The organism is Rhodococcus sp. NyZ502, assembly GCF_041464245.1.
In the GTDB taxonomy this organism is placed as follows: domain Bacteria; phylum Actinomycetota; class Actinomycetes; order Mycobacteriales; family Mycobacteriaceae; genus Rhodococcus_F; species Rhodococcus_F qingshengii.
The window spans coordinates 1,649,543-1,675,163 of the sequence record NZ_CP167155.1 but is presented as its reverse complement, the minus strand read 5'-3'; the positions used below and the strand labels follow the sequence as shown (position 1 = coordinate 1,675,163).

Sequence of the window (25,621 nt, the reverse complement as noted above, 5' to 3'; positions counted from 1 at the left end):
AGGGTGCTAACTATTGCAAGCACTACTGCTAGCACTCGTGGTGGACGTCACATACCGGACAGCTCAGCCGAAGATGAGCGTCGAAATCGTGTAGATCAGCAGTCCGGCGATCGAGCCCACAACGGTGCCGTTGATACGGATGAACTGAAGATCTCGACCGACCTGCAACTCGATCTTCTGGCTCGCTTCGTCGGCGTCCCACCGCTCGACGGTGTCACTGATGACTCCAGTGATCTCGTCGGTGTAGTTCTCCGCGATGTACTTGGTGCCCTGCACCAGCCAGCCGTCGACCTTCTCACGCATGGACTCGTCGTCACGCAGCCTGACTCCGAAGCCGGCGACGTTCTCGGCGACCTTGGTCCGCAGGGTGCTGTTCGGATCGTCGACGGACTCCATGATGAGCCGCTTGGCAACCTGCCATGTCGACGACGCCAGACCCGTCACTTCCTCGCGACCCATGATCTCGGCCTTGATCCCCTCGGCCTTCTTGATGGTCTCCGGGTCGTTCTGCAGATCATCGGCGAAGTCGATCAGGAAGCGGTTGGCGGCGAGGCGTACCTCGTGTTCGGGGTTGGAACGGACCTTCCAGGTGAACTCGACGAGTTCCTTGTATATCTTCTCCCCCAGCATGGCGTCGACGAACTTCGGCGACCACGCGGGCGAATCGCGAACGATCACACGATCGATCGTCTCCTGGCTGCCGAGAGCCCACTGATGCGCCCGCTCGGCAAGCAATTCGATGATCGGCAGTTGCTTGTTGTCCTTGAGAAGTTCACCGAGCACTCGGCCGATCGGCGGTCCCCACATGGGCTCGGCCAGACGCTTCACGATCGTGTTGTCGATGATCTGGGCGATGTCCTCGTCGCGAAGAACCTCGACCATGCCGCGCAAGACCGTCGACGTCTCGGCGGCGACGCGAGCGGCGTTGGCAGGTTCGGCCATCCACGTGCCGAGCCGCAGCGGAATCTGCGCCTGCTGCACCTTGGCCGACACAACCTCGGGAGCCAGGAAGTTTTGACCGACGAATGAGCTCAGGCTGGCTCCGAGCTGGTCTTTCTTACGCTTGATGATGGCAGTGTGCGGGATGGGAAGGCCCATCGGATGACGGAAGAGCGCGGTGACGGCAAACCAGTCGGCAAGCGCGCCGACCATGCCCGCCTCGGACGCGGCCCGGACGTACCCGACCCACTCTCCGGCGCCGCGGGATTCCTGCCACCGGCAGAAGATGTAGACCACCGTCGCGAAGCCCAGAAGGCCAGTAGCGAAGACCTTCATCTTGCGAAGGTCCCGACGCTTGGCGGCGTCGTCGAAGGCGGAGAGGCTCAGTTGCTGCACCCTCGCCATTGTGCCGAAAGGTGTGACGCGGCGTAGCGCGAGCGACACGAAGTCCGATTCTGCAGGACCTAATCCCCCGAACTGCGGATGTGAGTGCCCGAGATAAAGGCGCGGACATTAAGCTGGACCGGAAAGTAGACCGATCGGACGTGGCTCGCACCACAGATATGAGATGACTCGTGGCCAAGAATGCCGTGCAGGACAACGAGCAGGTAGACGGCCCAGTCGTTGCTGATGCGAAGCCCGAGAAATCCGACGGTCGGAAGCGTCGTTGGCGTGAGCACAAGATCGCTCGCCGCGAGGAACTCGTCGACGGCACCATCGCCGCCATCCGCGCGCGCGGCCGTGAGATCGGCATGGACGAGATCGCGTCCGAGATCGGTGTCTCCAAGACCGTGCTCTACCGATACTTCGCCGACAAGAGCGACCTCACGACCGCCACGATGATGCGGTACGTCGAGACCATCCTGTCGCCGCGTATCTACGAAGCGATCAGTGGCGATCTCGACGATTTCGAACTCACCCAGGCGAGCATCACCGCATACGTCGAGACGGTGGCATCCGACCCCGACATCTACCTCTACGTCATGGCCAACGGCGCCGGCGCCAACCGCGACGTCGTTGCCGATTCCGAGCGCATGATCGCCGAATTGCTCTCCACGGTGTTGGGCAATCGTCTTCGCGAGATGGAGATGGATTCCGGCGGTTCGCTGCCGTGGGCGTTCGGGATCGTCGGCGGAATTCAGCTCGCGACGCACTGGTGGATCTCCAACAAGTCGATGTCCGCGGAATCGCTGATCGACTACCTCACGATGATGACGTGGGGCGGCATCACCGGCATAGCGGCGGTCAACGGATCACCGGCCAAGTTCAAGTCGGTTCCGCATCCCCTCGTCAAGCCTGCCGAGGACTGACTCGCCCGAGACCGAACTTTCGAGCCGCCGGGCGCGATCCTGTGGCACTCTTTCGGCATGGCACAAGACTCGCTGTGGGAAACACCGGCCGCCAAGACCCTGCGGGCGGAGCCCGGGTTCGAACTCGATCAACTCGATCGCAACAGCACTCCGGGATTCACCGGAAACAAAGCTGACGGCGAACGTCTGCTCGAGGAGCGCGGCGCGGTTCTGTCCGACCTGCAGGAGTTGCTGTACGCCAACGGCCGGTCAGGGGACAGTCGTTCAGTCCTGCTGGTTCTGCAAGGAATGGACACCGCAGGCAAGGGCGGCATGGTCCGACACGTGATCGGTCACGTGGATCCTTCGGGAGTTCAGCACGCGGCCTTCGGCGTCCCGACCGAAGAGGAAAAGCAACATCACTACCTTTGGCGGATCAAGAAGGAACTCCCCCGCGGCGGCTATCTCGGTGTGTTCGATCGCTCCCACTACGAGGACGTCCTGGTAGTGCGCGTCCACGATCTTGTCCCGGAGGATGTCTGGAGCAAGCGCTACGACGAGATCAACCAGTTCGAAAAGGAACTCGTCGACGCCGGAACCACTATCGTGAAAGTCGCGATGTTCGTCTCGCTCGACGAGCAGAAGAAGCGACTCGAAGAACGTCTCGACCGCCCGGACAAGTATTGGAAGTACAACCCCGGCGACGTGACCGAACGCGGTTTGTGGCCTGCATATCAACAGGCGTATCAGGCAATGCTCGACAAGACGTCGACCGAGCACGCGCCGTGGTACGTCGTGCCGTGTGATCGGAAGTGGTACAGCCGCATTGCGGTCACGGAGCTACTGATCGACGCTTTGGAAAAGCTCGATCTCGACTGGCCCCCTGCCGACTTCGACATCGAGGCGGAGAAGGCACGACTCGCACAGTCTTGATCAGAAGCAGGCCTGATCAGAACAGGTGTGGGGATTCGCGGTGCACTTTGTGGTCGTGACGCACAGTACTGGCGTACAGGGCTACCGCGAGGCCGATGCACGCGACGCCGGCGAGGCCGGCGATCAATGCCCAACCACCCTGGCCTGAACCTGCCGCCACCAGAAAACTGCCGAGGCAGACCACTGTGGCCAGCACCAGGAAATACGACGCCCACGCTGCAAAGAGATTGAGCTTCATCGTTCGCTCCTCCGGTCGGATCTCTTTCGTTTCGACCGTACGCCGGAGCATGACGTTCGACAAGACACTGCCGCCTCGAGGTTTCCCGACGTCTACGCCGGGTAGCCGAATTACATGGACATCGGAACTCTTTATCGCGGAATCGAATCCGCTCGCGGACTGGACGGTCCGTCCACTGGCCTCAGGCGCAGAATCCTCGAGATCACGGAGCGATCCGACCGATCGCGCACTGTCGCCGCACTTCTCCGCGGCGCCGCCGTCGGGCATCCCATCCATCCTGCCCTCGTGACCATTCCCGCGGGCGCGTGGACGGCTTCGTTGATCCTCGATGTTCTAGGCGATCCGCAGACTGCACGACGGCTGATCGGGCTCGGATTGGTTTCGACTCCGCCGGCTTTGCTGACGGGATGGCTGGACTGGTCCGAACGTGGCGACGTCGCACGCCGAGTGGGGCTGGTGCACGCGGCGTCGAATGCAGTGGGGATCTGGTCTTTTGCGGCGTCGTACAGGCTACGCGGAAAGGACTCACTCGCGCTGGCGCGAGTGCTGTCGGTGCTGGGGCTCACCGCGGTCGGTGTCGGTGGCGCGCTCGGTGGTCACATCGTTTTCAAGCTCATGGACGATCCGGCCGTCGAGGCTGCAGCGACTCCGGTTCTCGATCCCATCCTGGATGTAGTCAACTGAGCCGATCGGACCTCGATACTGTTCAGGCGTAAGCACTTCCGGAGTAGCTCCGCAGTTCTCGCGCGGTCTCGTCCGAATCCGCCAATGGTCTGTTCATGACCCAGTGTGGGCTGCGCGCGCCCAGTGTCGCGGCAAAATCGGCGACGGCGTCCGGGGTCGGCACTGCGTGTTCGCCCAGATATCCGAGAACGATGAGGTCCTCCCCTGATCTGGTCTCCACGGCCAGGGCCCAACCGCACGTCTCCTCCCACAGCAAAGCCACCTCGCGCCCGGGGAAACGCGGCACAGTTCGGTCCAATGCGATGTAAGCCTCCAGAGGGTGCTCGCGCCTGCAACACCACTGCTCGATGCCGGCCCCCACACCGACCGCCACCCGTTGTACGTACCGCTCGAACCCGAGTCCGACGGTTGCGTCGACCAGCATTTGTTCTGTCATCGAACCTCACTCCTCGCCATCGTGTTTGGAATGTGCCCAGCGCTGACCGCGTCGAAACCCGGTTCAGATCACGGACTCCGGGTATCCCCAGACGAACCGATCAAGTGGAGAGGGGACCCGATGAAGTACTCGCCCGCTATGGCTCCCGGACGAATGCTGAAGATCTCCATGGTGTCGGTGAACGCCGATCCACTCGCACCGGTGGGCTGCTCGGCAGCCGGTGCACAGAACCTGCACGTCGACGAACTGTCTGCCGCCTTGGTTCGTGCCGGACACGACGTCACCGTCTTCACCAGGCGTGCCCACGTCGGTGGGCCGGACCGCGTTCGCGCCCGCGCCGGGTACTCCGTCGACTATCTCGAGGCCGGCCCGACGCAGGCTCTTCCGGATGCCGACATCCTCCCTCACCTGGGAACCTTTGCCAGCATTCTGCGCGCTCAGTGGAGTACCGACCGACCCGATGTGGTGCACTCGCACTTCTGGATGTCCGGTGTGGCAACGGAACTCGCGACCCGATCGCTCGGCATCCCCGTACTTCAGACATTCCATTCCCTGGGATCTGCGGCGCACCGCCACCTCGGAGCAGCCGACGACAGCCCCTCGGAGCGGACTCACCTGGAACCGTTGATCGCCAGGGGCGCAACCCATGTCATCGCGACCAGTTCGGACGAAATCTTCGATCTGGTCCGGCAGGGATCACCACGATCACGGACCACGATGGTGCCCTCGGGCGTGGACACCGAAGCATTCACCCCGGAGGGACCCGCCGCGAAGAAAACCGCACCGCATCGATTGATCTGCGTCGGAAGACTGGTGGAGCAGAAGGGCTTCGATGTTGCCGTCGCCGCGCTGGCTTCGCTACCGGATACGGAGTTGGTGGTGATCGGCGGGCCACCCGTCGCGCAACTGAGCACCGACGAAGTGGCGATCCGCTTGGTCAAGCTCGCCGAGCGCCTCGGCGTCGCAGATCGCGTCCAATTGTTGGGACGGGTTCCGCACCGCCAACTACCGAAACTGATGCGATCGGCCGACGCCCTCGTGTGCACCCCTCGATACGAACCGTTCGGAATCGCGGCACTGGAAGCAATGGCGTGCGGAGTTCCCGTAGTCGCGACTCCTGTTGGCGGACTGCGGGATACGGTGATCGACGGACTCACCGGGCGTCGGGTCCCGGTCAACAACCCGGTGGAAACCGCTCGCGCAGTCCGCCATCTTCTCGACGACGAGGACGAAGGCGCGGCGTTTGCACGGCAGAGCCGGGCCCGAGCGTGCGAATCGTATTCGTGGGATCACGTCGCCACCGAAGTGGTCCGCACCTACGGCCGCTGCGTCACAGCACCGCCGAGAGCCCGCCAACACAAGGGCACTCACCGAAGTGAAGTGCACTGACGCTGACGGGCTCTGCGAAACTGAATTCACGAAGGTGATTTCACGAAGCTTGGACTGAAACTGCGTGGTCAAGCGGGAAAACGTCGGGTCTCTTCGAGTCCGATTGCATGATCGAGCGACTCGTAGCAGGCAAACATCGACTCCTGACCAGCTGCTTTGAGCAACCTTTGCACCGGGCGGGCGCAGACGAGCGCGAGTGTGCCGCCCACGTCGCGTGATCGCGTCGACAGGATCGACAGTACGGACAAGCCGCACGTCCCCATGAATTCGAGTTCGGATAGATCGACGACCAGCGTCCGGTCCGCGGCCACGTGGTACGTCAAGAAGTCACGAAAAGCATTGGCGCTCATCAGATCGATCTCACCACGAACTTTGATCACAGCGGTGTGTGCACTGATACGGTGCGCGTGAAACGATGCGGTCGCTGTCCCGGTCGCGGGAGGTCCGTAGTCTACCGATCCCTTCGCCGCGTTCGTAAAGCCTGAAATAGATGATCCTGGAACAACAGTCATGGTTCTCCCATCCCGCAACGGTTTACACTCTGCAAAAGAGAAGGGACCTCCGAAGGAGACGCACGATGAACGGGTCTCCAGAAATACGGATAAATCCCTCATCGGCTGTGTGCTCAACCTCGGTTTGAAACAGTACGCCAGCATGACGGACGTCACAAGTGCGTTGCGACCATTCGTTTCGGTGTTCCGAACAAAAATGTGGTTTGGTCTGCGGTTCCGCGAGGTAATCCGATGTTGCGATCGCCAACGGTCGTGAGCAGAATCGTGTCGTTTACCCCGGCACCACCATCGACCAAATTTCGTGTTCGGGGGTCACTGTGAAGGTCGGGATGGGTATCGTTCTCGGCACCAGACTTCACCGCGACCCCTGGTACGACGATCCGGAGAACTTATGGCACACCTCAGCGCACTCGAGCCCGATCAGGATCAGACTCAGCCAGTTGTGGAGTTGAGGATTCAAGCGACTCTCGATCAGCTGTCGATTTTGCGTGCACTGGCCGCCACCGTTGCCATTCAGGAAAACTTCGACCTCGACGCCATCGCCGACATCAAACTGGCCATGGACGAAATCTGTACGCATCTGATCGTTCGCGCTGCGCCTGATTCGGTTCTGGTGTGTCGGTTCGTCTTCACGCCGCCGCAATTGCACGTGTCCGTGTCCACGACGACCACGGAGTACGAGGACAGCAGTCAGCGTTCGTTCGGGTGGCACATCCTCACCGAACTCACCGATTCGATTTCGCTCGACCAGGAAGAGAACCTCGGCGGCGTCGGCTACATCACCACCATGAAGTTCACCAAGGCCCTCAGCGGGCGCCTGTGACCGCTTCCGCAGACGGCCCGTCACGCCCGCGTCGGCGGTCCACCGACGAATATCGGGACGTAATACCAGTTTTCGAGGAACTGCGGACCCTCGAGCCCCACAGCCCGGAGTACGAACGAGTGCGCACTGCACTCATCACCAGATGCCTACCGTTGGCCGAGCACATCGCCAGACGATTCGACGGTCGTGGCGAGGCACACGACGATCTGGTTCAGGTGGCGCGTCTCGGTCTGGTCAACGCCGTCGACCGTTTCGATTCCACGCGCGGATCCGATTTCGTCTCGTTCGCAGTTCCCACCGTCATGGGCGAGGTTCGACGACACTTCCGCGACACCGGTTGGGCATTGCGGGTTCCCCGCCGGATGAAGGAGTTGCACTTCCAACTCGGGCAGGCCATCAGCGAGCTGTCACAACAGCTCGGGCACGCGCCGACCGTCGACGAGTTGGCCGAGACGTTGGGGATCGAACGCGAAGAAGTTGCCCAGGCCTTGATCGCCGGCAACGCGTATCAGACGGTCTCGGTCGACGGTGCCGCGTCCAATCACACCGACGATCTCCCGCTCGTGGAGACACTCGGTGACTACGACGCAGCTCTCGAGAACGTCGAGAATCACGAGGCGTTGCGTCCGCTTCTCGACAAGCTGCCCGAGCGAGAGCGGACGGTGTTGATGCTCAGATTCTTCGGAAATCTGACGCAGACACAGATCGCCGAGAAAGTCGGTGTGTCCCAGATGCACGTGTCGAGGTTGCTCGCGAAGACATTGAGTAATCTTCGCGAGCAACTCGACTGAGCTCCGCGAACAATTCGACTGAGCAGGACCGGGCGGGTCAGATCGTTGCGGTGTCGATCACGAATCGGTATCGGACGTCGCTCTTGATCACGCGCTCGTAAGCGTCGTTGATGTCGCTCGCCGGGATCAGTTCGATTTCTGCGCCGATGCCGTGCTCGGCGCAGAAGTCGAGCATCTCCTGTGTCTGCGGGATACCGCCGACCATGGAGCCGGCGAGGCTACGACGGTTTGCGGCGAGCGAGAATGCTCGAACTTCGATCGGCTTCTCGGGCAGGCCGAGTTCGACGAGAGTGCCGTTGATGGCGAGCAAGGACATGTAGGCGTCGATGTCGAGGTTGACCGAGACCGTGTTGAGGATCAGGTCGAACTCGCCACGAAGAGCCTTGAACGTCTCACGGTCGTTGGTCGCGTAGTAGTGATCGGCACCGAGACGAAGGCCGTCTTCCTTCTTGCCGAGCGTCTGGCTCAGGACGGTGACTTCCGCGCCGAGCGCCTTGGCGATCTTCACACCGACGTGACCGAGGCCGCCGAACCCGATGAGGGCGACCTTCTTGCCGGGGCCGGCATTCCAGTGCCGCAGCGGTGAGTACAAGGTGATGCCCGCGCACAGGAGCGGCGCTGCAACGTCGAGTTCGATGCCCTCCGGGATCGAGAGCACGAAGTGCTCGGTGACGACGATGTGCGTCGAGTAGCCACCCTGAGTGCGCTCGCCGTCGCGGCCGGTGGCGTTGTACGTACCCGTCACACCCTTGCGGCAGTACTGCTCTTCACCGGCGGTGCAGGCGTCGCACTCCCCGCACGAGTCGACGAAGCAGCCGACGCCCACGCGGTCGCCGACCTTGTGCTTGGTGACATCGGACCCCACGGCGGCGACGACGCCGGCGATTTCGTGTCCGGGGACGATCGGGTACTTGGCTCCGCCCCACTCGTTGCGAGCGGTGTGGATGTCGGAATGGCAGATGCCGGCAAATTTGATGTCGATGAGAATGTCCAGTGGACCGAGCTCGCGGCGTTCGACAGTGGTCTTCTCGAGGGGACCGTCAGCGGACGTCGCGGCATAAGCAGCAGCAGTAACCATGCACACATGCCTACCCGTGCATGGAGGGACCTGCAACTCGCAGGCCCCTCCATGACTTGTTCTTTACGTGACTTACCCGGCGTCGCGCTCGGCTTGCTCGGCCCGACGACGCAGGCGCCTCGCGGCCGCAACCATATTGCGCAGCGAAGGCTCGAGTTGCCACGGATGGCGGGTCTTGAGGCCGCCGTCCGGGTTTGCCCACAAGCGATCGAGAGAGATCGATTCGCTTGCCTCAGTGAGCAATTCGTCGAGTTCGTCGATGTCGGGAATCCGAGCCGAGCGAGATTCGTAGACACCGGGGCCGACGCCGTGCGTGAGCGCGCCTTCCTTGAGTGCTTCGAGAACCCACGTGATGGAGCGGGTCGCGACGATAGCCGTCACATCGGCGTCCAACCGTTCGATGGCGTCGACCACCGACGACCGAGCGGAGTACGTCAAATGTGTGTGGATCTGTGTTTCCGGCTTCGCTCCACCTGTTGCCAGACGGAACGCGTCGACGGCCCACTCCAGGTAGGCCTCCCGGCCGTCCTCACGCAGTGGCAGCAGTTCACGAATTGCCGGTTCGTCCACCTGGATGATGGCGATTCCGGCAGCTTCGAGATCCGCGATTTCGTCTCGAATGACAAGTGCCAGTTGCTCTGCCGTTTCGTAGAGCGGCTGATCCTGGCGAACGAACGAACGGGCGATCATGGTGACCGGACCCGTCAGCATGCCCTTGACCGGCTTGTCGGTCAGCGACTGCGCGTACGCAATCCACTCGACCGTCATCGGCTTCGGACGTGCGATGTCGCCGTAGAGAATCGGCGGACGCGTGCACCGAGATCCGTAGGCCTGAACCCAACCGTTGTGCGTGAAGGCATAGCCCTCGAGCAGTTCGGCGAAGTACTGGACCATGTCGTTGCGCTCGTGCTCGCCGTGCACGAAAACATCGAGACCGATGTCCTCTTGCAGACGGATTGTGCGCTCGATCTCTTCCTGGATGCGCTTGTAGTAGTCGTCCCACTCCAAACGCCCCTGGCCGAGTTCGTAACGAGCCTGGCGAATCGCGTCGGTCTGCGGGAACGAACCCAGTGTCTGGGCCGGCACCAACGGCAGATTCAACCGTTCCTGCTGAGCCTTACGACGCTCCTCGTACGGTGCACGCACACGATCTTCGGGCTTGATCGCGTTCACCCGAGCACGGACAGCGTGCTTGAGCTTGAAGTGCACCTTCGTCGGACGCTTACGCCACTTGTCCGAAGGACCTTCGGTGAGCGCCTTCGCCAGTGAGACGACTTCGCCGACCTTCTGCTTCGCAAAAGCCAGACGGTCTGCGACGTCTCCCGGAATGTCGTACTCGGAGAGCACGTCGTACGGCACGTGCAGCAGCGACGACGACGTGGAGACGACGAGGTCAGGCACAACGTCTTTGAGTTCGTTCAGGTACGTCAAGGTGTTGAACCTGTCGACGCGCCAGACGTTGCGACCGTCGACGACGCCCGCGTAGATGCGCTTGCGCTTGATGTTCGGCACCGCGGCCAGTTCCTCGGCCGTGATCTTGCCGTGCACCAGGTCCAGACCGAAGGCTTCGATCTTGGTGGGCGCCAAGATGTTGAAGGCTTCGCCGAACTTGCCGTACGGACCCGTCACCAACAGGCGCGGGCGCAGCGGGGCCGTCGAAAGCTTCTCGTACGCACGTCCCAGAGCGGCTAGCTCCTCGGGGGTGCGGTCCTCGGTGACCGAAGGCTCGTCCAACTGAACACAGGTCGCACCGGCCTTGGCGAGCTGCTCGAAGAGCTTCTCGTACTCGGGCAGGAGCGCGTCCAACAGGTCGAGCGGGGTGAAGTTCGGATCGGACTTCTCGGTGGCAGGTCCGACCTTCGAAAGCAGAAGCAGCGAGACGGGCCCCATGATGACGGGGCGCAATTCGATGCCGCGCGCCTTCGCACGTTCGAACTCGTCGAGAAGTGCATCCGAGTTGAGCGAGAACACTGTGTTCGCGTCGATCTCGGGCTGACGGTAGTAGTAGTTCGTACCGAAGAAGCGCACCAGCTCGAGAGGCGGGAAGTCCGGGCGGCCGCGGGCCATCGTGAAGTAGAAATCGAGCGGCTCGAGGGCGCCCTCGAGCGGCTTGAACCGCTCCGGCACTGCGCCGAAGAGCAGCGCATTGTCGAGCACGTGATCGTAGAAGGAGAAGGTGTTGCCGGGAACCTGGCTCAATCCCGTCGCAGCCAATTCGCTCCAGGTCGATTCCTGGAGTTCCTTGGCGACCGCGAGAAGTGCGTCCTTGTCCGAAGTGCCGTGCCAGTAGGACTCGAGGGCGCGCTTGAGCTCACGGCGCGGCCCGATGCGCGGATACCCCAGGACGCTGGAGCCGAATGCTGCAGTGCTGCTGGACATGCGGTCGACCTTTCTAACCGAGGGGCGCGAGCGCCCTGTGCGCCTTTGTGGTAGCCGGAACTACCAGAAAGGCGCACAGGGGCGTTGGGCCTTAGCTTGCCTGCTTGGTGGAGCGACCGTTGTCGGCGTACTCGTAGAAGCCCGCGCCGGACTTCTTGCCGGTCAAGCCTGCTTCGACCATACGCAGGAGCAACGGCGGAGCGGAGTACAGCGGCTCCTTGAACTCTTCGTACATGGAGTCGGCGATGGACTTGACGGTGTCGAGTCCGACCAGGTCCGTCAGAGCCAGCGGACCCATAGGGTGCGCGAGGCCGAGAACCGTTGCCTTGTCGATGTCTTCCTTGGTCGCGAAGCCCGACTCGACCATGCGGATCGCCGAGAGCAGGTACGGCACCAGGAGTGCGTTGACGACGAAGCCGGAGCGGTCGGCACTGCGGACGACCTGCTTGCCGAGGATGTCGCTGGCAAAAGCCTCGGCGCGCTGCGAGACGGAGGCACTGGTCTTGAGCGTCGTCACCAATTCGACGAGCGGCAGAACCGGAACCGGGTTGAAGAAGTGCATGCCGATGACTCGCTCGGGACGCTTGGTCGAGATGCCGAGCTTCATGATCGGGATCGACGACGTGTTGGACGCGAGAACCGCATCCGGGTCCGTCACGACCGCGTCGAGCTCGGCGAAGATTTCGCTCTTGATCTTCTCGTCTTCGACGACGGCCTCCACGACGAGCTGGCGGTCCGCGAAATCTCCCAGATCGGAGGTGAAACGCAGACGCCATGCGGCCTGCTCACGCTCACGTTCTGTGATCTTTCCGCTGCTCACGCCGCGGTCGAGCGAACGCAGGATGCGTGAACGCCCGGCTGCTGCAAGCTCGCGAGTCTGCTCGAAGACCAGAACATCGACATGTGCGCGGGCGCACACCTCGGCGATTCCGGCACCCATGATTCCGGCGCCGATAACGCCGACGCGCTGAATTTTTTCGCTGGTCACGTCAGCTCCTTGTTTGTCTCGTGGAGTTTGTCTGGTGAAGGTGTTGCAAAACAAGCACTTCGAACTGCGTCGACGCTGGTGGCCGACGCAATCGGAACTGCCTTGAAGACGAGAGAAAGTAGTGCGGTGATACAAGCAGGGGAGAGACCCGAAGCCGAGCCTCTCCCCCACCCGAAGTCAGTTCTTAGTGGAACTGTCCCTCTTCGGTGGAGCCCTTGAGAGCTGCCGTCGAGGTGTTGGGGTCAACGGTGGTGGCGATGGTGTCGAAGTAGCCGGCGCCAACCTCACGCTGGTGCTTGATGGCGGTGAAGCCACGCTCTTCGGCAGCCTTGAACTCGCGCTCCTGCAGGTCGACGAATGCCGTCATGCCTTCGCGGGCGTAGCCGTAGGCAAGGTCGAACATGCCGTAGTTGAGCGAGTGGAAGCCGGCCAGCGTGATGAACTGGAACTTGAAGCCCATTGCGCCGAGCTCCTTCTGGAACTTCGCGATGGTCGCGTCGTCCAGGTGCGCCTTCCAGTTGAAGGAAGGGGAGCAGTTGTAGGCCAGGAGCTGGTCCGGGAATTCGCTGCGAACGGACTCGGCGAACTTCTTTGCAACCTCGAGATCCGGCACGCCGGTCTCCATCCAGATGAGGTCTGCGTACGGTGCGTAAGCCTTGGCGCGAGCGATGCAGGGCTCGATGCCGTTCTTGACGCCGTAGAAGCCTTCAGCCGTGCGGGTTCCGTCGAGGAACGGGCGGTCACGCTCGTCCACGTCGGAGGTGATGAGGGTTGCGGCCTCAGCGTCGGTGCGGGCGATGATGACGGACGGAACGTCCGCGACGTCGGAAGCCAGGCGAGCCGAGGTCAGGGTGCGGATGTGCTGCTGCGTGGGGATGAGCACCTTGCCGCCGAGGTGGCCGCACTTCTTCTCCGAAGCGAGCTGATCCTCCCAGTGGACACCGGCAGCGCCGGCGCCGATCATGGCCTTCTGCAGCTCGTAAGCGTTGAGAGCGCCACCGAAGCCGGCTTCGGCGTCGGCAACGATCGGAGCGAGCCAGTTGCTGACGGAGGTGTCACCCTCGGTCTTGGCGATCTCGTCGGCGCGCAGCAGTGCGTTGTTGATGCGACGGACGACGGTCGGAACCGAGTTGGCCGGGTAGAGGCTCTGGTCCGGGTACGTGTGGCCCGAGAGGTTCGCATCGCCGGCAACCTGCCAACCGGAGAGGTAGATGGCCTTCAGGCCGGCGCGAACCTGCTGCACAGCCATGTTGCCGGTAAGTGCACCGAGGGAGTTGATGTAGTCCTCGTTGTTCACGAGATCCCACAGGATCTCGGATCCGCGACGAGCGAGGGTCTGCTCCTCGACGACGGTGCCCTGGAGCTTGACGACCTGATCGGCCGTGTAGTTACGAGTAACGCCCTTCCAGCGAGGGTTGGTGTCCCAATCCTGCTGGAGCTCAGCTGCGGTCTTCGGGGTGCCGGTGGTCGACATCAAGACTCCATCTCTTTGATCTGCTGGTCCGGCCTGTTGTGAGCAGTACGTGCGTACTACTTCACATACTTGCCAGGCCCTTCTTGTGTACTTACCGAGAATGGCACATCGAAAAAGTGCCGTCTACCTGTTGCTAATGCCAATCTTCGCTACCTTTTCAACACACTTTGCTAAGTCTGTGAAGATTCCTACGCGGCTGGTACTACCCAATCGGACAGGTTCCGTACTGGCGAGTAGGAAAGAAACCGCAGGCTGTGAACGAAATGCACTCAACTCTGCCGCTTGCGAATTCCGGCAGTTCGCACGCCACTCGGAACAGGCCTGTCCGCTACTTCGGAGCCAACTTCACTACCCGCGAGTGACCGCAATCACTCCTCGGCAACAGCCTTCGCTCGGGCGATTCCAGGGATCTACCCGTCAGAAAGCCACAGACAACCCATTCGCCGGCCATATGCTGTCGAACCATGACTTGTCGTTCGACGCCCCCGACCGGGCGATAAAGCGGTGCCGGACAACTATCAGCGGCCACCGAACAACCAGGCATGGTCGCAATCCGGTCCACAGCCGCCGCAGTTGGGCTACCGAGCCGCGCCGCAGTCGTATCCCCCGCCCCAGGGATTCCCGCCTGCACCGCCACGTGGAAATCCGCCGCCGCGTCGGCCCGGCTGGGTGATTCCGGTATCCGTAATCGGAGTCATCACTGTGTTGGCTCTCTTCGGCGGGCTTGCCTGGGTCCTCTGGCCGAAGGACGTCCCCAACTCGGCCGCCGGTGGCGCCGCCCACACCACCATCAGCGCCGCGAACACACCCGGCACCACGACAACCGCTCCCAGCACGACATCCCCGACGACCACACGCGCCGCGAACTTCCCGGCCGGTGCGTCCGCCTGCCCCGGCGGGCAGCCGGCCGGAAGTTACAAGGAGTCCGCGACAAGTGGGGGCAAAACTTCATGTGAGTTTGCCGAGGCGGTTCGGATCGCCTACGGGAACTCCGGTGCAACCGGTGCATCCAGCACCGTGTCCGCACGTAGTCCGGTGACCGGCAAGGAGTACACGATGGCATGCAAGGTGACCTCCGGCATCGTCACCTGTACCGGCGGAGACAACGCGGTTGTGTACTTGCGCTGACGGGCGCAATTGCGGCATCGGCAACCCGGTGCGTGTCGTTCCAGTGTCGCACTTACGGATCCTCCGATAGCGTGACCGCATGCCTCTGTACGAGTTTCGCTGTACCGGCTGCGGCCCGCTCGAGCGGTCGTTCGCGATGGCCGAAGTGCCCCAGTCGATTACTTGCCCCCAGTGCAGTCTCGAGTCCAAGCGGGTGGTCTCGTCTCCCCGGTTGAGTCACGCGTCGTCGGCCGCGATGGGTCTACTGGACAGCACTGCTCGATCGGCTCACGAGCCTGCCGTGGTCAGTGGGTCGCTACCCGGCCGCGGCCGGCAATCTGCCCCGACGACGTCCAATCCGTTGCACCGCAAGCTACCTCGCCCCTGAGCGTCCTCACCGCGCGTCCTCGCCATGAGGCCCGATCCGACACGAAAGTCCTGCCGCCACGAGTTTTCCGTTTCTTCGAGAATGAGGAGTGCATATGCCTGAACTGCTGTTTCCACTCGATTCCGCCAAGAAATTCACCGACCAGGCAATCGTCGGCCACAATCGGTGGCACCCGGACATCCCAGCGGCGGTGACAGTGAAACCCGGTGATGCGTTTCGTGTCCATTGCCGCGAATGGTTCGACGGCGCAATACACAACGACGACTCGGCCGACGACATTCTCAATGCACCACTGACCACGGTCCACACGCTGTCCGGCCCCTTTGCCGTCGAAGGCGCGAAGCCCGGCGACCTCTTGATCGTCGACATCTTGGATATCGGGCCTATCCCCCAAGAAGATTCGGGTCCGTTGGCCGGCCAAGGCTGGGGGTACACGGGCATCTTCCCTCGGAACAACGGCGGCGGCTTCCTCACCGAACAGTTCCCCGATGCGTACAAAGCCGTCTGGGATTTCTCCGGCCAAACGGCGACGTCGCGTCACATTCCGCACGTCTCGTTCACGGGCATCGTCCACCCGGGACTCATGGGCACGGCTCCGTCGGCAGCCTTGCTCGCCAAGTGGAATGCCCGCGAGGGCGCCCTCATTGCCACCGATCCCAATCGGGTTCCCCCGCTTGCACTTCCGCCCGAGCCCCGCGATGCAGTACTGGGAACCTTGACCGGTGACGAGTACACACGCGTGGCCGGCGAGGCGGCGCGCACCGCTCCCCCTCGCGAGAACGGTGGAAACCAGGACATCAAGAACCTCACCAAGGGCAGCCGAATCTTCTATCCGGTATTCGTGGACGGTGCGAATCTGTCGGTCGGCGATCTTCACTTCTCCCAGGGCGACGGAGAGATCACTTTCTGCGGTGCCATCGAGATGGGCGGCTTCATCGATCTTCGTGTGGACATCATCAAGGGCGGAATGGATACCTACGGCGTTTCCGAGAACGCCATCTTCATGCCGGGCAACACGGATCCGCAGTATTCCGAGTGGCTTGCGTTCTCGGGCACTTCCGTCACGTTGGACGGCGAACAGAAGTACCTGGATTCACATCTGTCCTACCAGCGTGCGTGCCTGCATGCGATCGAGTATCTGACCAAGTTCGGGTACGCGCCAGAGCAGGCGTACCTGCTACTCGGCGCGGCGCCGATCGAGGGCCGCCTGTCGGGTGTCGTGGATATCCCCAACTCGTGTTCGACGGTCTATCTCCCGACTGCGATCTTCGACTTCCCCCTTGCACCCTCGTCGAGCGGGCCGTTCCAGATCGATCCCGGAATCGGCGCCCCGCGTTCGGAGAACAGGGTCTAGGCCTCCGGCCCCGTGAGTGGTTAGGGAGTGCCGAGGCTCCTCAACCACTCACGGGGGCGGAGCCCCTGTGCGAAGACTGCGAACCCACCTTTGCGAAGCCGGACTGTCACTCGTATCCTGGGAAAATGTCGAAAACCTTTGTCGGTGTCCGGCTCCGCCAACTGCGGACCGAGCGCGGGTTGAGTCAGGCTTCGCTGGCCAAGACGCTCGAGATCTCGGCAAGCTATCTCAATCAGATCGAGCACGACGTCCGGCCACTCACCGTGCCGGTTCTCCTGCGAATCAGTGAAGTCTTCGGTGTCGACACCACCTTCTTCTCCCCGCAGGACGACACACGCCTGATCGCGGAAATGCGTGAAGTTGCCCTCGATCAGGAGATGGGTATCGACGCCGACGCCCACGAAATCGCGGAGATGGTCTCCACCCACCCGGGCCTGGCCAAGGCGATGGTGAACATGCATCGCCGCTTCCGCAACACGACGGCCCAGCTCGCCGCAGCTACGGAGGACCGTTTCTCGGACGGCAGCGGCAGCGGTTCGATCACCATGCCGCACGAGGAAGTGCGCGACTACTTCTATCAGCGACAGAACTACATCCACGATCTCGACACCGCAGCCGAAGAACTCACGGCCCGGATGCGCTTTCACCGTGGCGACGTCGCCGGCGAGATCGCCAGACGCCTCGAGTCCGTCCATGACGTGCAGATCGTTCGACGAGTCGACTTGGGCGAGAACATACTTCATCGCTACGACCCGGACACCAGGGTCCTGGAAATTTCCGCACGCCTCTCCGGCGGGCAACAGGTCTTCAAGTTCGCGACAGAACTCGCATACCTCGAGCATGGCGACCTGCTCGACTCGTTGGTGGCCGAGGGCAACTTCACCAGCGAAGCGTCGGTTTCCCTGGCGAAGCTTGGTTTGGCCAACTATTTCGCCGCGGCCACCGTGCTGCCCTACAGCCAGTTTCACGAGGTTGCCGAGGACTTCCGGTACGACATCGAGCGTATGTCTGCCTTCTATTCCGCGAGCTACGAGACGATCTGCCACCGCCTCTCGACCCTGCAGCGCCCCAAACTTCGCGGGGTTCCGTTCATGTTCGTGCGTGTCGATCGTGCCGGAAACATGTCGAAGCGTCAGTCCGCCACCGGATTCCACTTCTCTACCAGCGGCGGTACGTGCCCGCTGTGGAACGTCTACGAGACGTTCTCGTATCCGGGCAAGATCATGCCTCAGATCGCGCAGATGCCCGACGGTCGTCGATACCTCTGGGTTGCGCGCACGGTCGAACGTCGAGCGGCTCGATACGGACAGCCCGCAAAGATCTTCGCCATCGGATTGGGATGCGAGATTCGACACGCCCACCGACTCGTCTACAGCGACGGTCTGGATCTGGACGAGTCGAATCCGGGAACGCCGATCGGCTCGGGCTGCCGTGTCTGCGAACGCCTCAATTGTCCGCAGCGTGCCTTCCCTCCGTTGGGTAAAGACCTCGACATCAGCGAGCACCGGAGTTCGATTTCGCCGTACGTGATTCGCTGACCGCGCTAACGCACGTGGTCGCGCAGGAACGCGACTGTGCGATCGAACGCGATCATCCCGTCCACGGTGTCGAGGTCGAACTGATATTCGTGGTCGAGTGCAGGCTCGTGATCGTCCGGGTAGAACAGTGCATCTACCTCGACGCCCAGATCGGCGAGCCGTTCTGCCATGGGTTTCGACTGGCTGGCAGTCAGCGGGTCGATGTTTCCGCCGGTGATGAACGTCGATGGAAAGGTCGAGGTGACGTGCCCGAGTGTCGACATCTGACCCACTGCAGTCGACCCGTCGAAGTCTCTTGTTCCGAGGTATCCCCACAGCGATTGCTTGTCGACGCCCCAACCGAGGTACTTCCCCTGTGACAGCAACGGTTTCAGATCGTAGACCCCACAGTCGAGGACAACTCCGCGTATCTGCTCGGGACGTAATGCCGGCTCCACACCCATTTCCGACGCGTAGTCAGGGCTGGTCATGACGGTCGCCAACTGACTGGACAACTGCGCGCCTGCCGAATCTCCGGCAAGGAAGAGGTTGTTCGAATCGACATGCAACCTGTCCGCATTGCTCACGATGAATCGATACGCGTCGTTAAGCTGATTCACTGCGGTGGGGTAATACGCGTCCGGCCCCAGTGAATAGTCCACCGAAATCACAGTGAACCCTTGATCGGCCAGTAGTTTGTAGTAACCGTCGGTGTCGGTTTTCGAACCCGCTATCCAGCCGCCGCCGTGCACCCAGACCACCGTCGGTAGCGCCGAAGTGGACTCCGACGGGTAGTAGACGTCGAGTTGTGCATCGTCGTCGCCTTCGCGGTACGACTGATCGAGGACCGAGACGATTCCTGATGGTGCATGTCTGTCGAGTTGTGCGTGTGTCGCTTCGGAGCCACCCGCTGACATCCACCGTACGACGAGAACTCCTGGCCACGGACTGACGAGTGCCGCGGTTACCCCGGACAGCAGAATGACGACGAATACCGCCGCGGTTCCGACAATGCGCCTTCGCCGTCTGTCGGGGGAAGACGCGCGCACAACAACTCCTGGGGTCGGATCGGATTCACCCAGGCTAGATCAAAAGGACTAGTTGAGAATTCCCTGGCAACGCACCCGCGGAGCTTTGTCCAAAATGACCATTTTCGCAGTGGTTCACCACAATCCGACATTTAGCCGGTATGAGCCTCGAGAAACTGAACCGTGCGATCGAGCGCAGTGAGACCGTCGGCATTGTCCAGATCGAACTGATACTCGTGACCGAGCGCCGGAACGTGATCGGCCGGATAGAACAGTGTGTCGACCGCAACTCCCAACCCGGTCAATTTGTCAGCCATCGGTTTCGACTGAGAATCCGTCAACGGATCGGCGTTGCCGCCGCTGATGTAGGCAGGCGGAAATCGATCGCTGACGTAGTTCAAGGTCGACATCTGATCCGCTGCGTCGGTACTCATGAAGTCACGCACGCCGGTATACGCCCAGAGGGACCGATCAACTCCCCAACCGATGATGCCGGGTCCGCCGACCATGTTCCCGACGTCGTAGATTCCACAGTTCAGGATTACTCCACGTAACTGATCCGGCCGCAGCGACGGGACCACGCCCACACGGTTCGCATAGGCGGGATCAGTGATGAGAGTGGCGAGCTGACTCGAGAGTTGCGCTCCCGCAGAATCACCCGCCAGAACGACCGTCGTCGGATCAACATGCAGCCGTTCCGCATTCGCGACGACGTACGCGTGAGCGTCGTTGAGCTGCCGCACTGCCGTCGGATAGTGGTGCTCAGGTCCGAGTGAGTAGTCCAGGGACACAACTGTGTAGCCACGCGAGGCCAGCAACTCGTAGTACGGCGCGTAGTTGGACTTGCTTCCCGAGATCCAGGCACCGCCATGAGTCCAGATCACCGTAGGCAATGCGGTCGTCGTCGCTGCGGGAAAGTAGACATCCAGGTATGCGTCGTCGTCATCGGCGCGGTACTGCTGGTCCTTGATCGAGTCGACGCCTTCGGGCGCGTGCTTCTCGAGCGCCTCGGTGACTTTCACCGCATCACGATCGAAGACCCATCGCACGGTGAGTGCGCCAGGTCTCGGGCTCAGAACGAAGGCCAGAACCACGGCTCCGACCAGAACGAACACAATTGCCAGAGCCCACAGCAAGCGCCTGCGCCACCGATGCGGTGAAGGGTTCGTCATCGGGTTTCCTTCACTCTCGGCACAATGTCCGGATCAGCGTAACGCGAAGCCGGTACCGCCAAGTGCGATCAGCCGAGTTCAGCGATCCGCCTCTGCGCGAGTGCCTTGACTTCACCCTTGGCTACTTTGCCGCCTGCCGCCATCGGCAATTCGGCGACCGTCATCACGTACTCGGGTATGTACTCGCGGGTCACTCCTCGGCTCTGCAGCCAGGCGGTCAGATCCTCCGAACTCAGATCGTCATCGGCGGACACGACGACCGCACAGACCTTCTCACCGAACAGCGGATCGTCGACCCCGACCACGGCGACCAACTCCACCGAAGGGTGCGCGCGCACGTACTCCTCGACTTCGACCGCGGAGATGTTCTTGCCGCCACGAATGATGATGTCGGCTTTGCGCCCGACCACACGCACCCGTCCTGTCTCGTCGATCTCGACGATGTCGCCGAGAAGCATCCAACCGTCATCGGTGTACAACTCGTCGTTCGCATCGGTGTCCCCCCAATAGCCCTGACACATCAGCGGTCCGTTCACCCCAGGCTGACCGCGGCGGACGGAGCCGGTCATTTCCTTTGCCGCATCGTCGAATACACGAACTTGCATGCGATCGATGACGTGGCCGCACGTCTTCAGTCGGGTGTCGGAATCGTCCGAAACCGTCGTCACCGAGACGGCGCCGGTTTCGTTCGATCCGTAGAACTGCAGGACAGCCGCTCCGGTACGTTGTTCGAATGCCAGCGCCTCCGAATAGGGCACGGCTTCACCACCGGTGAACATGAAACGAAGTGACGAGAGATCGGCCGATTCCGCGGCCTCCGAACGCAACAGCATCTTGAATTGTGTACTCACACAATTCAAAGCAGTCACCCGTTCGCGCTCGATCAACTCGATCATCACCGAAACGTCGAAGCGTTCCATGACGACATTGCGAGCACCGAGTAGTGCCGGCAGGAAATGCGAAGTCCAGAGGCCGAATCCGAAAGGTGCTGGAACCGCGCCGAGGAACACCTCATCCGAACCGATCGCCGCCGCCTCGGCGGCAATCTCGGAGAAACCAACCCAACGATCCTCGGTTTGTGTGACCAGTTTGGGTAGGCCCGTTGTGCCGGAGGTCGAGTTCAGCATCGAAACGGCTGACGTGACAAAACACGGACTGGTTGCGGGGAACTGCTTTAACTCGACCGGCAACGAGGTGAGTTCGCCGTTTGCGCTCACGCGTTCGAAACTCACGTCGGCGCGTTCGTCGGCGAAGACGACGTCCAGTCCGGGATGCTCTGCCCGCAGACTCGCCACGAGTTCGGCGGTACCGACGCCGCGCAGCGTGCGAGTGGTGACGAGAACGGAGGCTTCCGAGCGGGCGATCAGATGAGAGATCTCGCGAATGCCCGAGCGCGAACCGATTCCGACGGCGACGCGGCCGGTACGAAATGCTGCGCAGAGAGCCGCATGGAATACAGCGGTGTCGGGGAGCAACACGGCTACATGTCCGTATCCCTCACCAGCTAGATCCAGCGCCGACGCGATCGCATCGGCAGCCGCGTCGTACTGCTTCCACGACACCCTCGATTCCGGAGTGACAAAGGCGGTTTCGTCCGGGATGGTCTCAGACCAATGCCTGACCATTTCGCTGATGCTGACGCCGGCGAAGCGGTCCGGATTCGTGGCGAATTCACCGACGGTGAAGTCGAGTGTCTTCGTTTCAAGCATGATCGTCGATCATCTCCCGTCGGCGCTGAGGACGCCCATCGATTGTTTGTACGCGTTGTCCAGTGTCGCTGCGGAATCGCATTCGTGGACGAGTTCGCCGCGCTGCATGACATATCCGCGGTCGACAACCGATTTCAGTGCAGTAAGTGCCGGTTCCGTCACGATGACGGTCACACCCTCGGCGGCCAGACCCCCGACCAATGCTCGCAGCTCCGCGACGATTTTCGGTGCCAGTCCTGTCATCATCTCGTCGAGGAGCAACACCTTCGGGGTTTCCAGAAGGGCCCGCCCCAGAACCAACATCTGCTGCTCACCACCGCTGAGGACCCCGGCATAACTCTCCGAGCGTTCACGCAGGATCGGGAACCTCTCGAAAGCTGTTTCCACGGCTTCGGCTTTCAATCCCAGCAGGTCTGCGCCCACGCGTAGATTCTCGCGAACGGACATTCGCATGAACAGTTGCCTGCCTTGGGGAACGTAGGCAAATCCGCTGCGGACACGATCCAGTGCCGATAATTTCTGGATCTCTCGACCATCGAATTTGATTGTCCCGGTGGCGGGAACCGAGCCGTAGATGGATCCCGCCAAGCTGGTCTTGCCCGCACCGTTCGGCCCGACGATGGCTGTCACTTCACCGGCGGGAGCGGCAAGGGAGACTTCCCGGACGGCGACAGCGGATCCGTATCGAACTGTGACTCTGTCGAGTTCGAGCATGTCAGGCGCCTTCCTCGTATTCGGAACCGAAATAGACTTCTCGCATCGCGTCGCTGGCCAAGCACTCCTGCGGTGGTCCGTAGAACGCCACTGATCCGAAATTGAGCAGCACGATCTTGGTTGCGAGCGCCGCGATGAGATCGACGTTGTGATCAACCAGGACTACTCCCTTGCCCTGCGCGGCAATCGATCGCACGGCACCGGAGATGGCAGCGATGCCGTCGTGATCCGCGCCGGCAAACGGTTCGTCCAACAGGAGGACTTCGGGTTCGGTCGCCATCGCCCGCGCCACCTCGACCAGACGCTGCGCCCCCAAACTGAGATCCCCGCAAGCACTCTCGACGTCGGTGACCGAGTATCGCGCAGCAATCTCCCGGGCCCGCTGTGCTGTCCGGTCCCAGTTCTCGAAAGGTCCTTTGATCGCCCACCACAGCGAGTGCAGAGGTGAGGTGATCTTGTGCCCGTACAGTCCCGGGATGATGTTGTCGACGGCGTCGAGTTCCGCCGCGAGCTGCGGATGTTGAAACGTGCGCGAGAGCCCTTGCCGTGCACGGCGCTCCGACGGCCCGGTCAAGGGAGCACCCGCGAGCGCGACGGTTCCGGAGTCTGCTTGCTGAGTGCCGAAGATGCAGTCCACCAGTGTGGTCTTGCCTGCCCCGTTCGGGCCGACCAGTCCGATCACCTCTCCCGGTCCGACGCTGAACGAGACATCGTCGACAGCGCGGACGCCTCCGTAGGACTTGTGGAGCCCGCTCACTTCGAGTAGCCGAGTCATCGATTGCCACGCTCCTTGTACAGACGGTTCATTCGACCCAGAACGTTCTGACTCCACCCGATCACCCCACCAGGCGCGACGATGAGGATCACCAGGACGGCTCCGGCAAGCAGGAGTTCGCCACTTCCCTGGTACCCGGGCATATTCAGCGTCACGATCACCACGATCAATGCACCGAGCGGAGCACCCCACGCCGAACCGCGACCGCCGATGATCGGCATGAAGATTGCGAGGAAAACAATACTGAGAGTGAAGGTTTCAGGAGTGACAGCCTGCACCGACACGGTGAACAGCGATCCGCCGGTCGACGCGATCGCAGCACCGATCGCCAGCGCCACGACGGTCAGGTGCGCAGGATTGACGCCGGAAGACCGTGCGACATTACGATTGTCGCGGGCAGCTTGCAACATCAGCCCCCACACCGATTTCCGGAGTCGATCCACAGCGACCGCGATCAGACACACGAACAAGATCGCGAACACGACCAACACATAGCGCGGTGGCTCCCAGCCGAACATCGTCACAGTCTCGACACCCGAGATCCCGGCCGACCCGCCGGTGAAACTCGGCCCGTCGATCAACCAGTGCTCGAAAGCGATACCGAACAACAAGGTCACCGCGGCAAGGTAGAAGCCGGAGAGTTTCTGTGTTGCCAAGCTGAGGAGTACTGCAACCGCTGCAGCGGCGAGGGCGCCGAGAATCCATCCCCACCACATCGACAACCCGGTCCGAACCGAGATCAGCGCAACGGCATACGCGCCGATCGCCGCATACGCGCTGTACGCCATCGACAGTGATCCCGCGAGCACGAATGGCACGTACATGCCGAGTGCGATCAGCGAATACGTCGCAGCGAGGAACACCAGATCCTGCCGGTACAGACTCGGCCCCATCCACAGCAGCACGGCAGCAACCACGACCACGGTGATCAGCGCTTCTCGTGACAGGGCGAGCATCCTCGTCCGGGAACGGCCGGATGTAGTGGGCGGATTTGACGTCAGCGGACTGGTAGAAAGCGAGGCCATCAGACGCGAACCTTCCTCGAGAGCAAGCCTTCCGGACGGAAAGCGAAGAACACCAGGGCAATCAACAGAATCGCGGTTTGCGCAGCACTCGCACCGAAGTAGTACGGGGCGAATACCTGGACGACGCCCAACACCATTCCGCCGATCAGCGGAGCCCAACTTCGGCCGGTACCACCGATGACGAGTGCGATGAATGCCGTCAGCGTCCATGACAGACCGCTCGTGAACTGAACACCGGCCTTGGGAGCGAACAGAAGTCCGGCGACGGCGGCGATCACACCCGCGAGGGTGAACGCGATGAGGCGTACCCGATCCACCGGCAAGCCCAGGACGCGGGCGGCATCCGGACTGTCGCCGACGGCGCGTAGCAGACGGCCCGAGGTGGACCGGTTCAGCCACAGTCCGATACCGACGAAGATCACGGCAGTTCCGACGACGAGTACAACGGTCGAACTGTCGACGGTGGCACCGAGCACCGATATCGGATCGAAGTCGAAGATCTTCTGTCCGGGAAGTGGTGTTCGGCCGAAGACCGTGCCGGCGAGCTGCTGGATCCCGAACAGTACTGCGGTCACCGCCACCAACGCCGGTAGTTCCCCACGACCCGAACGCTTCTGAACCTGTTTGACCACAAGCTTTTCCGTCAGGATCGACAGCGCCACCGCTACCGCGATCCCCAGCGGCATGGCAATCCAGAGAGCGAGCCCGTAATTGATCGCGACCCAACTCGACGCCATGGCCGCAGCCATCGCGTACGGGCCCATCGCAAAGTTGAAGAAATCGGCGCCGACCACCACGAGATACATTCCGAGGGCTATCAGCGAGAAGAAGGCACCGATCTCGATGGCTGCGAGCCACAGTTGTGCGTCTGTCATGTCA

Annotated in this window: 25 protein-coding genes; 10 read left to right on the top strand and 15 right to left on the bottom strand. The window is 61.9% G+C overall.

The features are described 5' to 3' along the window. Positions 1–63: 63 nt before the first annotated feature. Positions 64–1,344, bottom strand: coding sequence for a DUF445 domain-containing protein (locus ACBG85_RS07920; RefSeq protein WP_020968906.1), 1,281 nt, complete (start codon positions 1,342–1,344; stop codon positions 64–66). Positions 1,345–1,514: 170 nt separating this feature from the next. On the opposite strand from ACBG85_RS07920, the gene ACBG85_RS07915 reads away from it, so the two are divergent. Beyond that, positions 1,515–2,249 (top strand): TetR/AcrR family transcriptional regulator, encoded by a 735-nt coding sequence (locus tag ACBG85_RS07915; protein WP_003941527.1) that lies wholly within the window; start codon positions 1,515–1,517, stop codon positions 2,247–2,249. Between the two features lie 57 nt (positions 2,250–2,306). Beyond that, positions 2,307–3,161, top strand: coding sequence for a polyphosphate kinase 2 family protein (locus ACBG85_RS07910; RefSeq protein WP_054827968.1), 855 nt, complete (start codon positions 2,307–2,309; stop codon positions 3,159–3,161). 16 nt (positions 3,162–3,177) lie between these two features. Here ACBG85_RS07910 and ACBG85_RS07905 read toward each other — a convergent pair whose 3' ends face one another. Beyond that, positions 3,178–3,399: a hypothetical protein gene (locus tag ACBG85_RS07905; RefSeq protein WP_039973486.1), complete on the bottom strand. Its 222-nt coding sequence runs from the start codon at positions 3,397–3,399 to the stop codon at positions 3,178–3,180. A 114-nt stretch (positions 3,400–3,513) separates the two neighbouring features. Here ACBG85_RS07905 and ACBG85_RS07900 point away from each other — a divergent pair, with 114 nt between their 5' ends. Continuing rightward, positions 3,514–4,083: a DUF2231 domain-containing protein gene (locus tag ACBG85_RS07900; protein WP_372026823.1), complete on the top strand. Its 570-nt coding sequence runs from the start codon at positions 3,514–3,516 to the stop codon at positions 4,081–4,083. Between the two features lie 22 nt (positions 4,084–4,105). Here the strand turns inward: ACBG85_RS07900 and ACBG85_RS07895 are convergent, their stop codons facing one another. Next, complete coding sequence (locus ACBG85_RS07895; protein WP_063314786.1) at positions 4,106–4,519, bottom strand: DUF6292 family protein; 414 nt, start codon at positions 4,517–4,519, stop codon at positions 4,106–4,108. Between the two features lie 120 nt (positions 4,520–4,639). Here ACBG85_RS07895 and ACBG85_RS07890 point away from each other — a divergent pair, with 120 nt between their 5' ends. Further along, positions 4,640–5,908, top strand: a complete 1,269-nt coding sequence (locus ACBG85_RS07890) for a glycosyltransferase (RefSeq protein WP_003941555.1) — start codon at positions 4,640–4,642, stop codon at positions 5,906–5,908. Between the two features lie 68 nt (positions 5,909–5,976). Here ACBG85_RS07890 and ACBG85_RS07885 read toward each other — a convergent pair whose 3' ends face one another. Beyond that, positions 5,977–6,420 (bottom strand): STAS domain-containing protein, encoded by a 444-nt coding sequence (locus tag ACBG85_RS07885; RefSeq protein WP_283841979.1) that lies wholly within the window; start codon positions 6,418–6,420, stop codon positions 5,977–5,979. Between the two features lie 391 nt (positions 6,421–6,811). Here ACBG85_RS07885 and ACBG85_RS07880 point away from each other — a divergent pair, with 391 nt between their 5' ends. Together ACBG85_RS07880 and ACBG85_RS07875 are read left to right on the top strand one after the other, a co-directional pair. Continuing rightward, the gene (locus tag ACBG85_RS07880) at positions 6,812–7,243 is read left to right on the top strand and encodes an ATP-binding protein (protein WP_003941553.1); all 432 of its coding nucleotides are present in this window, start codon (positions 6,812–6,814) and stop codon (positions 7,241–7,243) included. Then, on the top strand, positions 7,240–8,034 hold the full coding sequence (locus tag ACBG85_RS07875; RefSeq protein WP_003941515.1) for an RNA polymerase sigma factor SigF: 795 nt from the start codon (positions 7,240–7,242) through the stop codon (positions 8,032–8,034). Before ACBG85_RS07880 ends, ACBG85_RS07875 begins: the two co-directional genes overlap by 4 nt. A 37-nt stretch (positions 8,035–8,071) precedes the next feature. Here the strand turns inward: ACBG85_RS07875 and ACBG85_RS07870 are convergent, their stop codons facing one another. The 4 genes from ACBG85_RS07870 to aceA all read right to left on the bottom strand — a co-directional run bounded on the left by ACBG85_RS07870 (position 8,072) and on the right by aceA (position 13,953). Beyond that, a complete protein-coding gene (locus tag ACBG85_RS07870) occupies positions 8,072–9,112 on the bottom strand; it encodes an NAD(P)-dependent alcohol dehydrogenase (RefSeq protein WP_372026818.1) in 1,041 nt (346 codons plus the stop codon). 72 nt (positions 9,113–9,184) lie between these two features. Next, a complete protein-coding gene (gene metE / locus ACBG85_RS07865) occupies positions 9,185–11,491 on the bottom strand; it encodes a 5-methyltetrahydropteroyltriglutamate--homocysteine S-methyltransferase (protein WP_372026816.1) in 2,307 nt (768 codons plus the stop codon). 91 nt (positions 11,492–11,582) lie between these two features. Next, positions 11,583–12,479, bottom strand: coding sequence for a 3-hydroxybutyryl-CoA dehydrogenase (locus ACBG85_RS07860; protein ID WP_003941541.1), 897 nt, complete (start codon positions 12,477–12,479; stop codon positions 11,583–11,585). A gap of 184 nt (positions 12,480–12,663) precedes the next feature. Continuing rightward, complete coding sequence (gene aceA / locus ACBG85_RS07855; RefSeq protein ID WP_003941533.1) at positions 12,664–13,953, bottom strand: isocitrate lyase; 1,290 nt, start codon at positions 13,951–13,953, stop codon at positions 12,664–12,666. Positions 13,954–14,457: 504 nt separating this feature from the next. Between aceA and ACBG85_RS07850 the strand changes: the two genes are divergently transcribed. From ACBG85_RS07850 to ramB, 4 genes are all read left to right on the top strand, one after another. Further along, complete coding sequence (locus tag ACBG85_RS07850; RefSeq protein ID WP_223304378.1) at positions 14,458–15,081, top strand: serine/threonine protein kinase; 624 nt, start codon at positions 14,458–14,460, stop codon at positions 15,079–15,081. Positions 15,082–15,160: 79 nt separating this feature from the next. Continuing rightward, the gene (locus ACBG85_RS07845) at positions 15,161–15,448 is read left to right on the top strand and encodes an FmdB family zinc ribbon protein (RefSeq protein WP_037129638.1); all 288 of its coding nucleotides are present in this window, start codon (positions 15,161–15,163) and stop codon (positions 15,446–15,448) included. A gap of 94 nt (positions 15,449–15,542) precedes the next feature. Then, complete coding sequence (gene fmdA / locus ACBG85_RS07840; protein WP_042923284.1) at positions 15,543–16,802, top strand: formamidase; 1,260 nt, start codon at positions 15,543–15,545, stop codon at positions 16,800–16,802. A gap of 125 nt (positions 16,803–16,927) precedes the next feature. Then, positions 16,928–18,340: an acetate metabolism transcriptional regulator RamB gene (gene ramB, locus ACBG85_RS07835; RefSeq protein WP_003941547.1), complete on the top strand. Its 1,413-nt coding sequence runs from the start codon at positions 16,928–16,930 to the stop codon at positions 18,338–18,340. Positions 18,341–18,345: 5 nt separating this feature from the next. Here the strand turns inward: ramB and ACBG85_RS07830 are convergent, their stop codons facing one another. The 7 genes from ACBG85_RS07830 to ACBG85_RS07800 all read right to left on the bottom strand — a co-directional run bounded on the left by ACBG85_RS07830 (position 18,346) and on the right by ACBG85_RS07800 (position 25,617). After that, complete coding sequence (locus ACBG85_RS07830) at positions 18,346–19,368, bottom strand: alpha/beta hydrolase (protein WP_083058865.1); 1,023 nt, start codon at positions 19,366–19,368, stop codon at positions 18,346–18,348. Between the two features lie 131 nt (positions 19,369–19,499). Continuing rightward, complete coding sequence (locus tag ACBG85_RS07825) at positions 19,500–20,519, bottom strand: alpha/beta hydrolase (protein ID WP_058227461.1); 1,020 nt, start codon at positions 20,517–20,519, stop codon at positions 19,500–19,502. 68 nt (positions 20,520–20,587) lie between these two features. Then, positions 20,588–22,228, bottom strand: a complete 1,641-nt coding sequence (locus ACBG85_RS07820) for a class I adenylate-forming enzyme family protein (RefSeq protein WP_054781646.1) — start codon at positions 22,226–22,228, stop codon at positions 20,588–20,590. A gap of 9 nt (positions 22,229–22,237) precedes the next feature. Beyond that, on the bottom strand, positions 22,238–22,942 hold the full coding sequence (locus tag ACBG85_RS07815; protein ID WP_054781647.1) for an ABC transporter ATP-binding protein: 705 nt from the start codon (positions 22,940–22,942) through the stop codon (positions 22,238–22,240). A gap of 1 nt (position 22,943) precedes the next feature. Then, the gene (locus ACBG85_RS07810) at positions 22,944–23,717 is read right to left on the bottom strand and encodes an ABC transporter ATP-binding protein (protein ID WP_007735383.1); all 774 of its coding nucleotides are present in this window, start codon (positions 23,715–23,717) and stop codon (positions 22,944–22,946) included. Next, the gene (locus ACBG85_RS07805; RefSeq protein ID WP_054781648.1) at positions 23,714–24,742 is read right to left on the bottom strand and encodes a branched-chain amino acid ABC transporter permease; all 1,029 of its coding nucleotides are present in this window, start codon (positions 24,740–24,742) and stop codon (positions 23,714–23,716) included. Before ACBG85_RS07805 ends, ACBG85_RS07810 begins: the two co-directional genes overlap by 4 nt. After that, positions 24,742–25,617 (bottom strand): branched-chain amino acid ABC transporter permease, encoded by an 876-nt coding sequence (locus tag ACBG85_RS07800; RefSeq protein ID WP_020906730.1) that lies wholly within the window; start codon positions 25,615–25,617, stop codon positions 24,742–24,744. Before ACBG85_RS07800 ends, ACBG85_RS07805 begins: the two co-directional genes overlap by 1 nt. Positions 25,618–25,621: the final 4 nt, after the last annotated feature.

Coding starts and splice junctions, on each gene's coding strand:
- ACBG85_RS07920 (WP_020968906.1), bottom strand. CDS start 1,344: ATGGCGAGGGTGCAGCAACTGAGCCTCTCCGCCTTCGACGACGCCGCC.
- ACBG85_RS07910 (WP_054827968.1), top strand. CDS start 2,307: ATGGCACAAGACTCGCTGTGGGAAACACCGGCCGCCAAGACCCTGCGG.
- ACBG85_RS07905 (WP_039973486.1), bottom strand. CDS start 3,399: ATGAAGCTCAATCTCTTTGCAGCGTGGGCGTCGTATTTCCTGGTGCTG.
- ACBG85_RS07900 (WP_372026823.1), top strand. CDS start 3,514: ATGGACATCGGAACTCTTTATCGCGGAATCGAATCCGCTCGCGGACTG.
- ACBG85_RS07895 (WP_063314786.1), bottom strand. CDS start 4,519: ATGACAGAACAAATGCTGGTCGACGCAACCGTCGGACTCGGGTTCGAG.
- ACBG85_RS07890 (WP_003941555.1), top strand. CDS start 4,640: ATGAAGTACTCGCCCGCTATGGCTCCCGGACGAATGCTGAAGATCTCC.
- ACBG85_RS07885 (WP_283841979.1), bottom strand. CDS start 6,420: ATGACTGTTGTTCCAGGATCATCTATTTCAGGCTTTACGAACGCGGCG.
- ACBG85_RS07880 (WP_003941553.1), top strand. CDS start 6,812: ATGGCACACCTCAGCGCACTCGAGCCCGATCAGGATCAGACTCAGCCA.
- ACBG85_RS07870 (WP_372026818.1), bottom strand. CDS start 9,112: ATGGTTACTGCTGCTGCTTATGCCGCGACGTCCGCTGACGGTCCCCTC.
- metE (WP_372026816.1), bottom strand. CDS start 11,491: ATGTCCAGCAGCACTGCAGCATTCGGCTCCAGCGTCCTGGGGTATCCG.
- aceA (WP_003941533.1), bottom strand. CDS start 13,953: ATGTCGACCACCGGCACCCCGAAGACCGCAGCTGAGCTCCAGCAGGAT.
- ACBG85_RS07845 (WP_037129638.1), top strand. CDS start 15,161: ATGCCTCTGTACGAGTTTCGCTGTACCGGCTGCGGCCCGCTCGAGCGG.
- fmdA (WP_042923284.1), top strand. CDS start 15,543: ATGCCTGAACTGCTGTTTCCACTCGATTCCGCCAAGAAATTCACCGAC.
- ramB (WP_003941547.1), top strand. CDS start 16,928: ATGTCGAAAACCTTTGTCGGTGTCCGGCTCCGCCAACTGCGGACCGAG.
- ACBG85_RS07825 (WP_058227461.1), bottom strand. CDS start 20,519: ATGACGAACCCTTCACCGCATCGGTGGCGCAGGCGCTTGCTGTGGGCT.
- ACBG85_RS07820 (WP_054781646.1), bottom strand. CDS start 22,228: ATGCTTGAAACGAAGACACTCGACTTCACCGTCGGTGAATTCGCCACG.
- ACBG85_RS07815 (WP_054781647.1), bottom strand. CDS start 22,942: ATGCTCGAACTCGACAGAGTCACAGTTCGATACGGATCCGCTGTCGCC.
- ACBG85_RS07810 (WP_007735383.1), bottom strand. CDS start 23,717: ATGACTCGGCTACTCGAAGTGAGCGGGCTCCACAAGTCCTACGGAGGC.
- ACBG85_RS07805 (WP_054781648.1), bottom strand. CDS start 24,742: ATGGCCTCGCTTTCTACCAGTCCGCTGACGTCAAATCCGCCCACTACA.
- ACBG85_RS07800 (WP_020906730.1), bottom strand. CDS start 25,617: ATGACAGACGCACAACTGTGGCTCGCAGCCATCGAGATCGGTGCCTTC.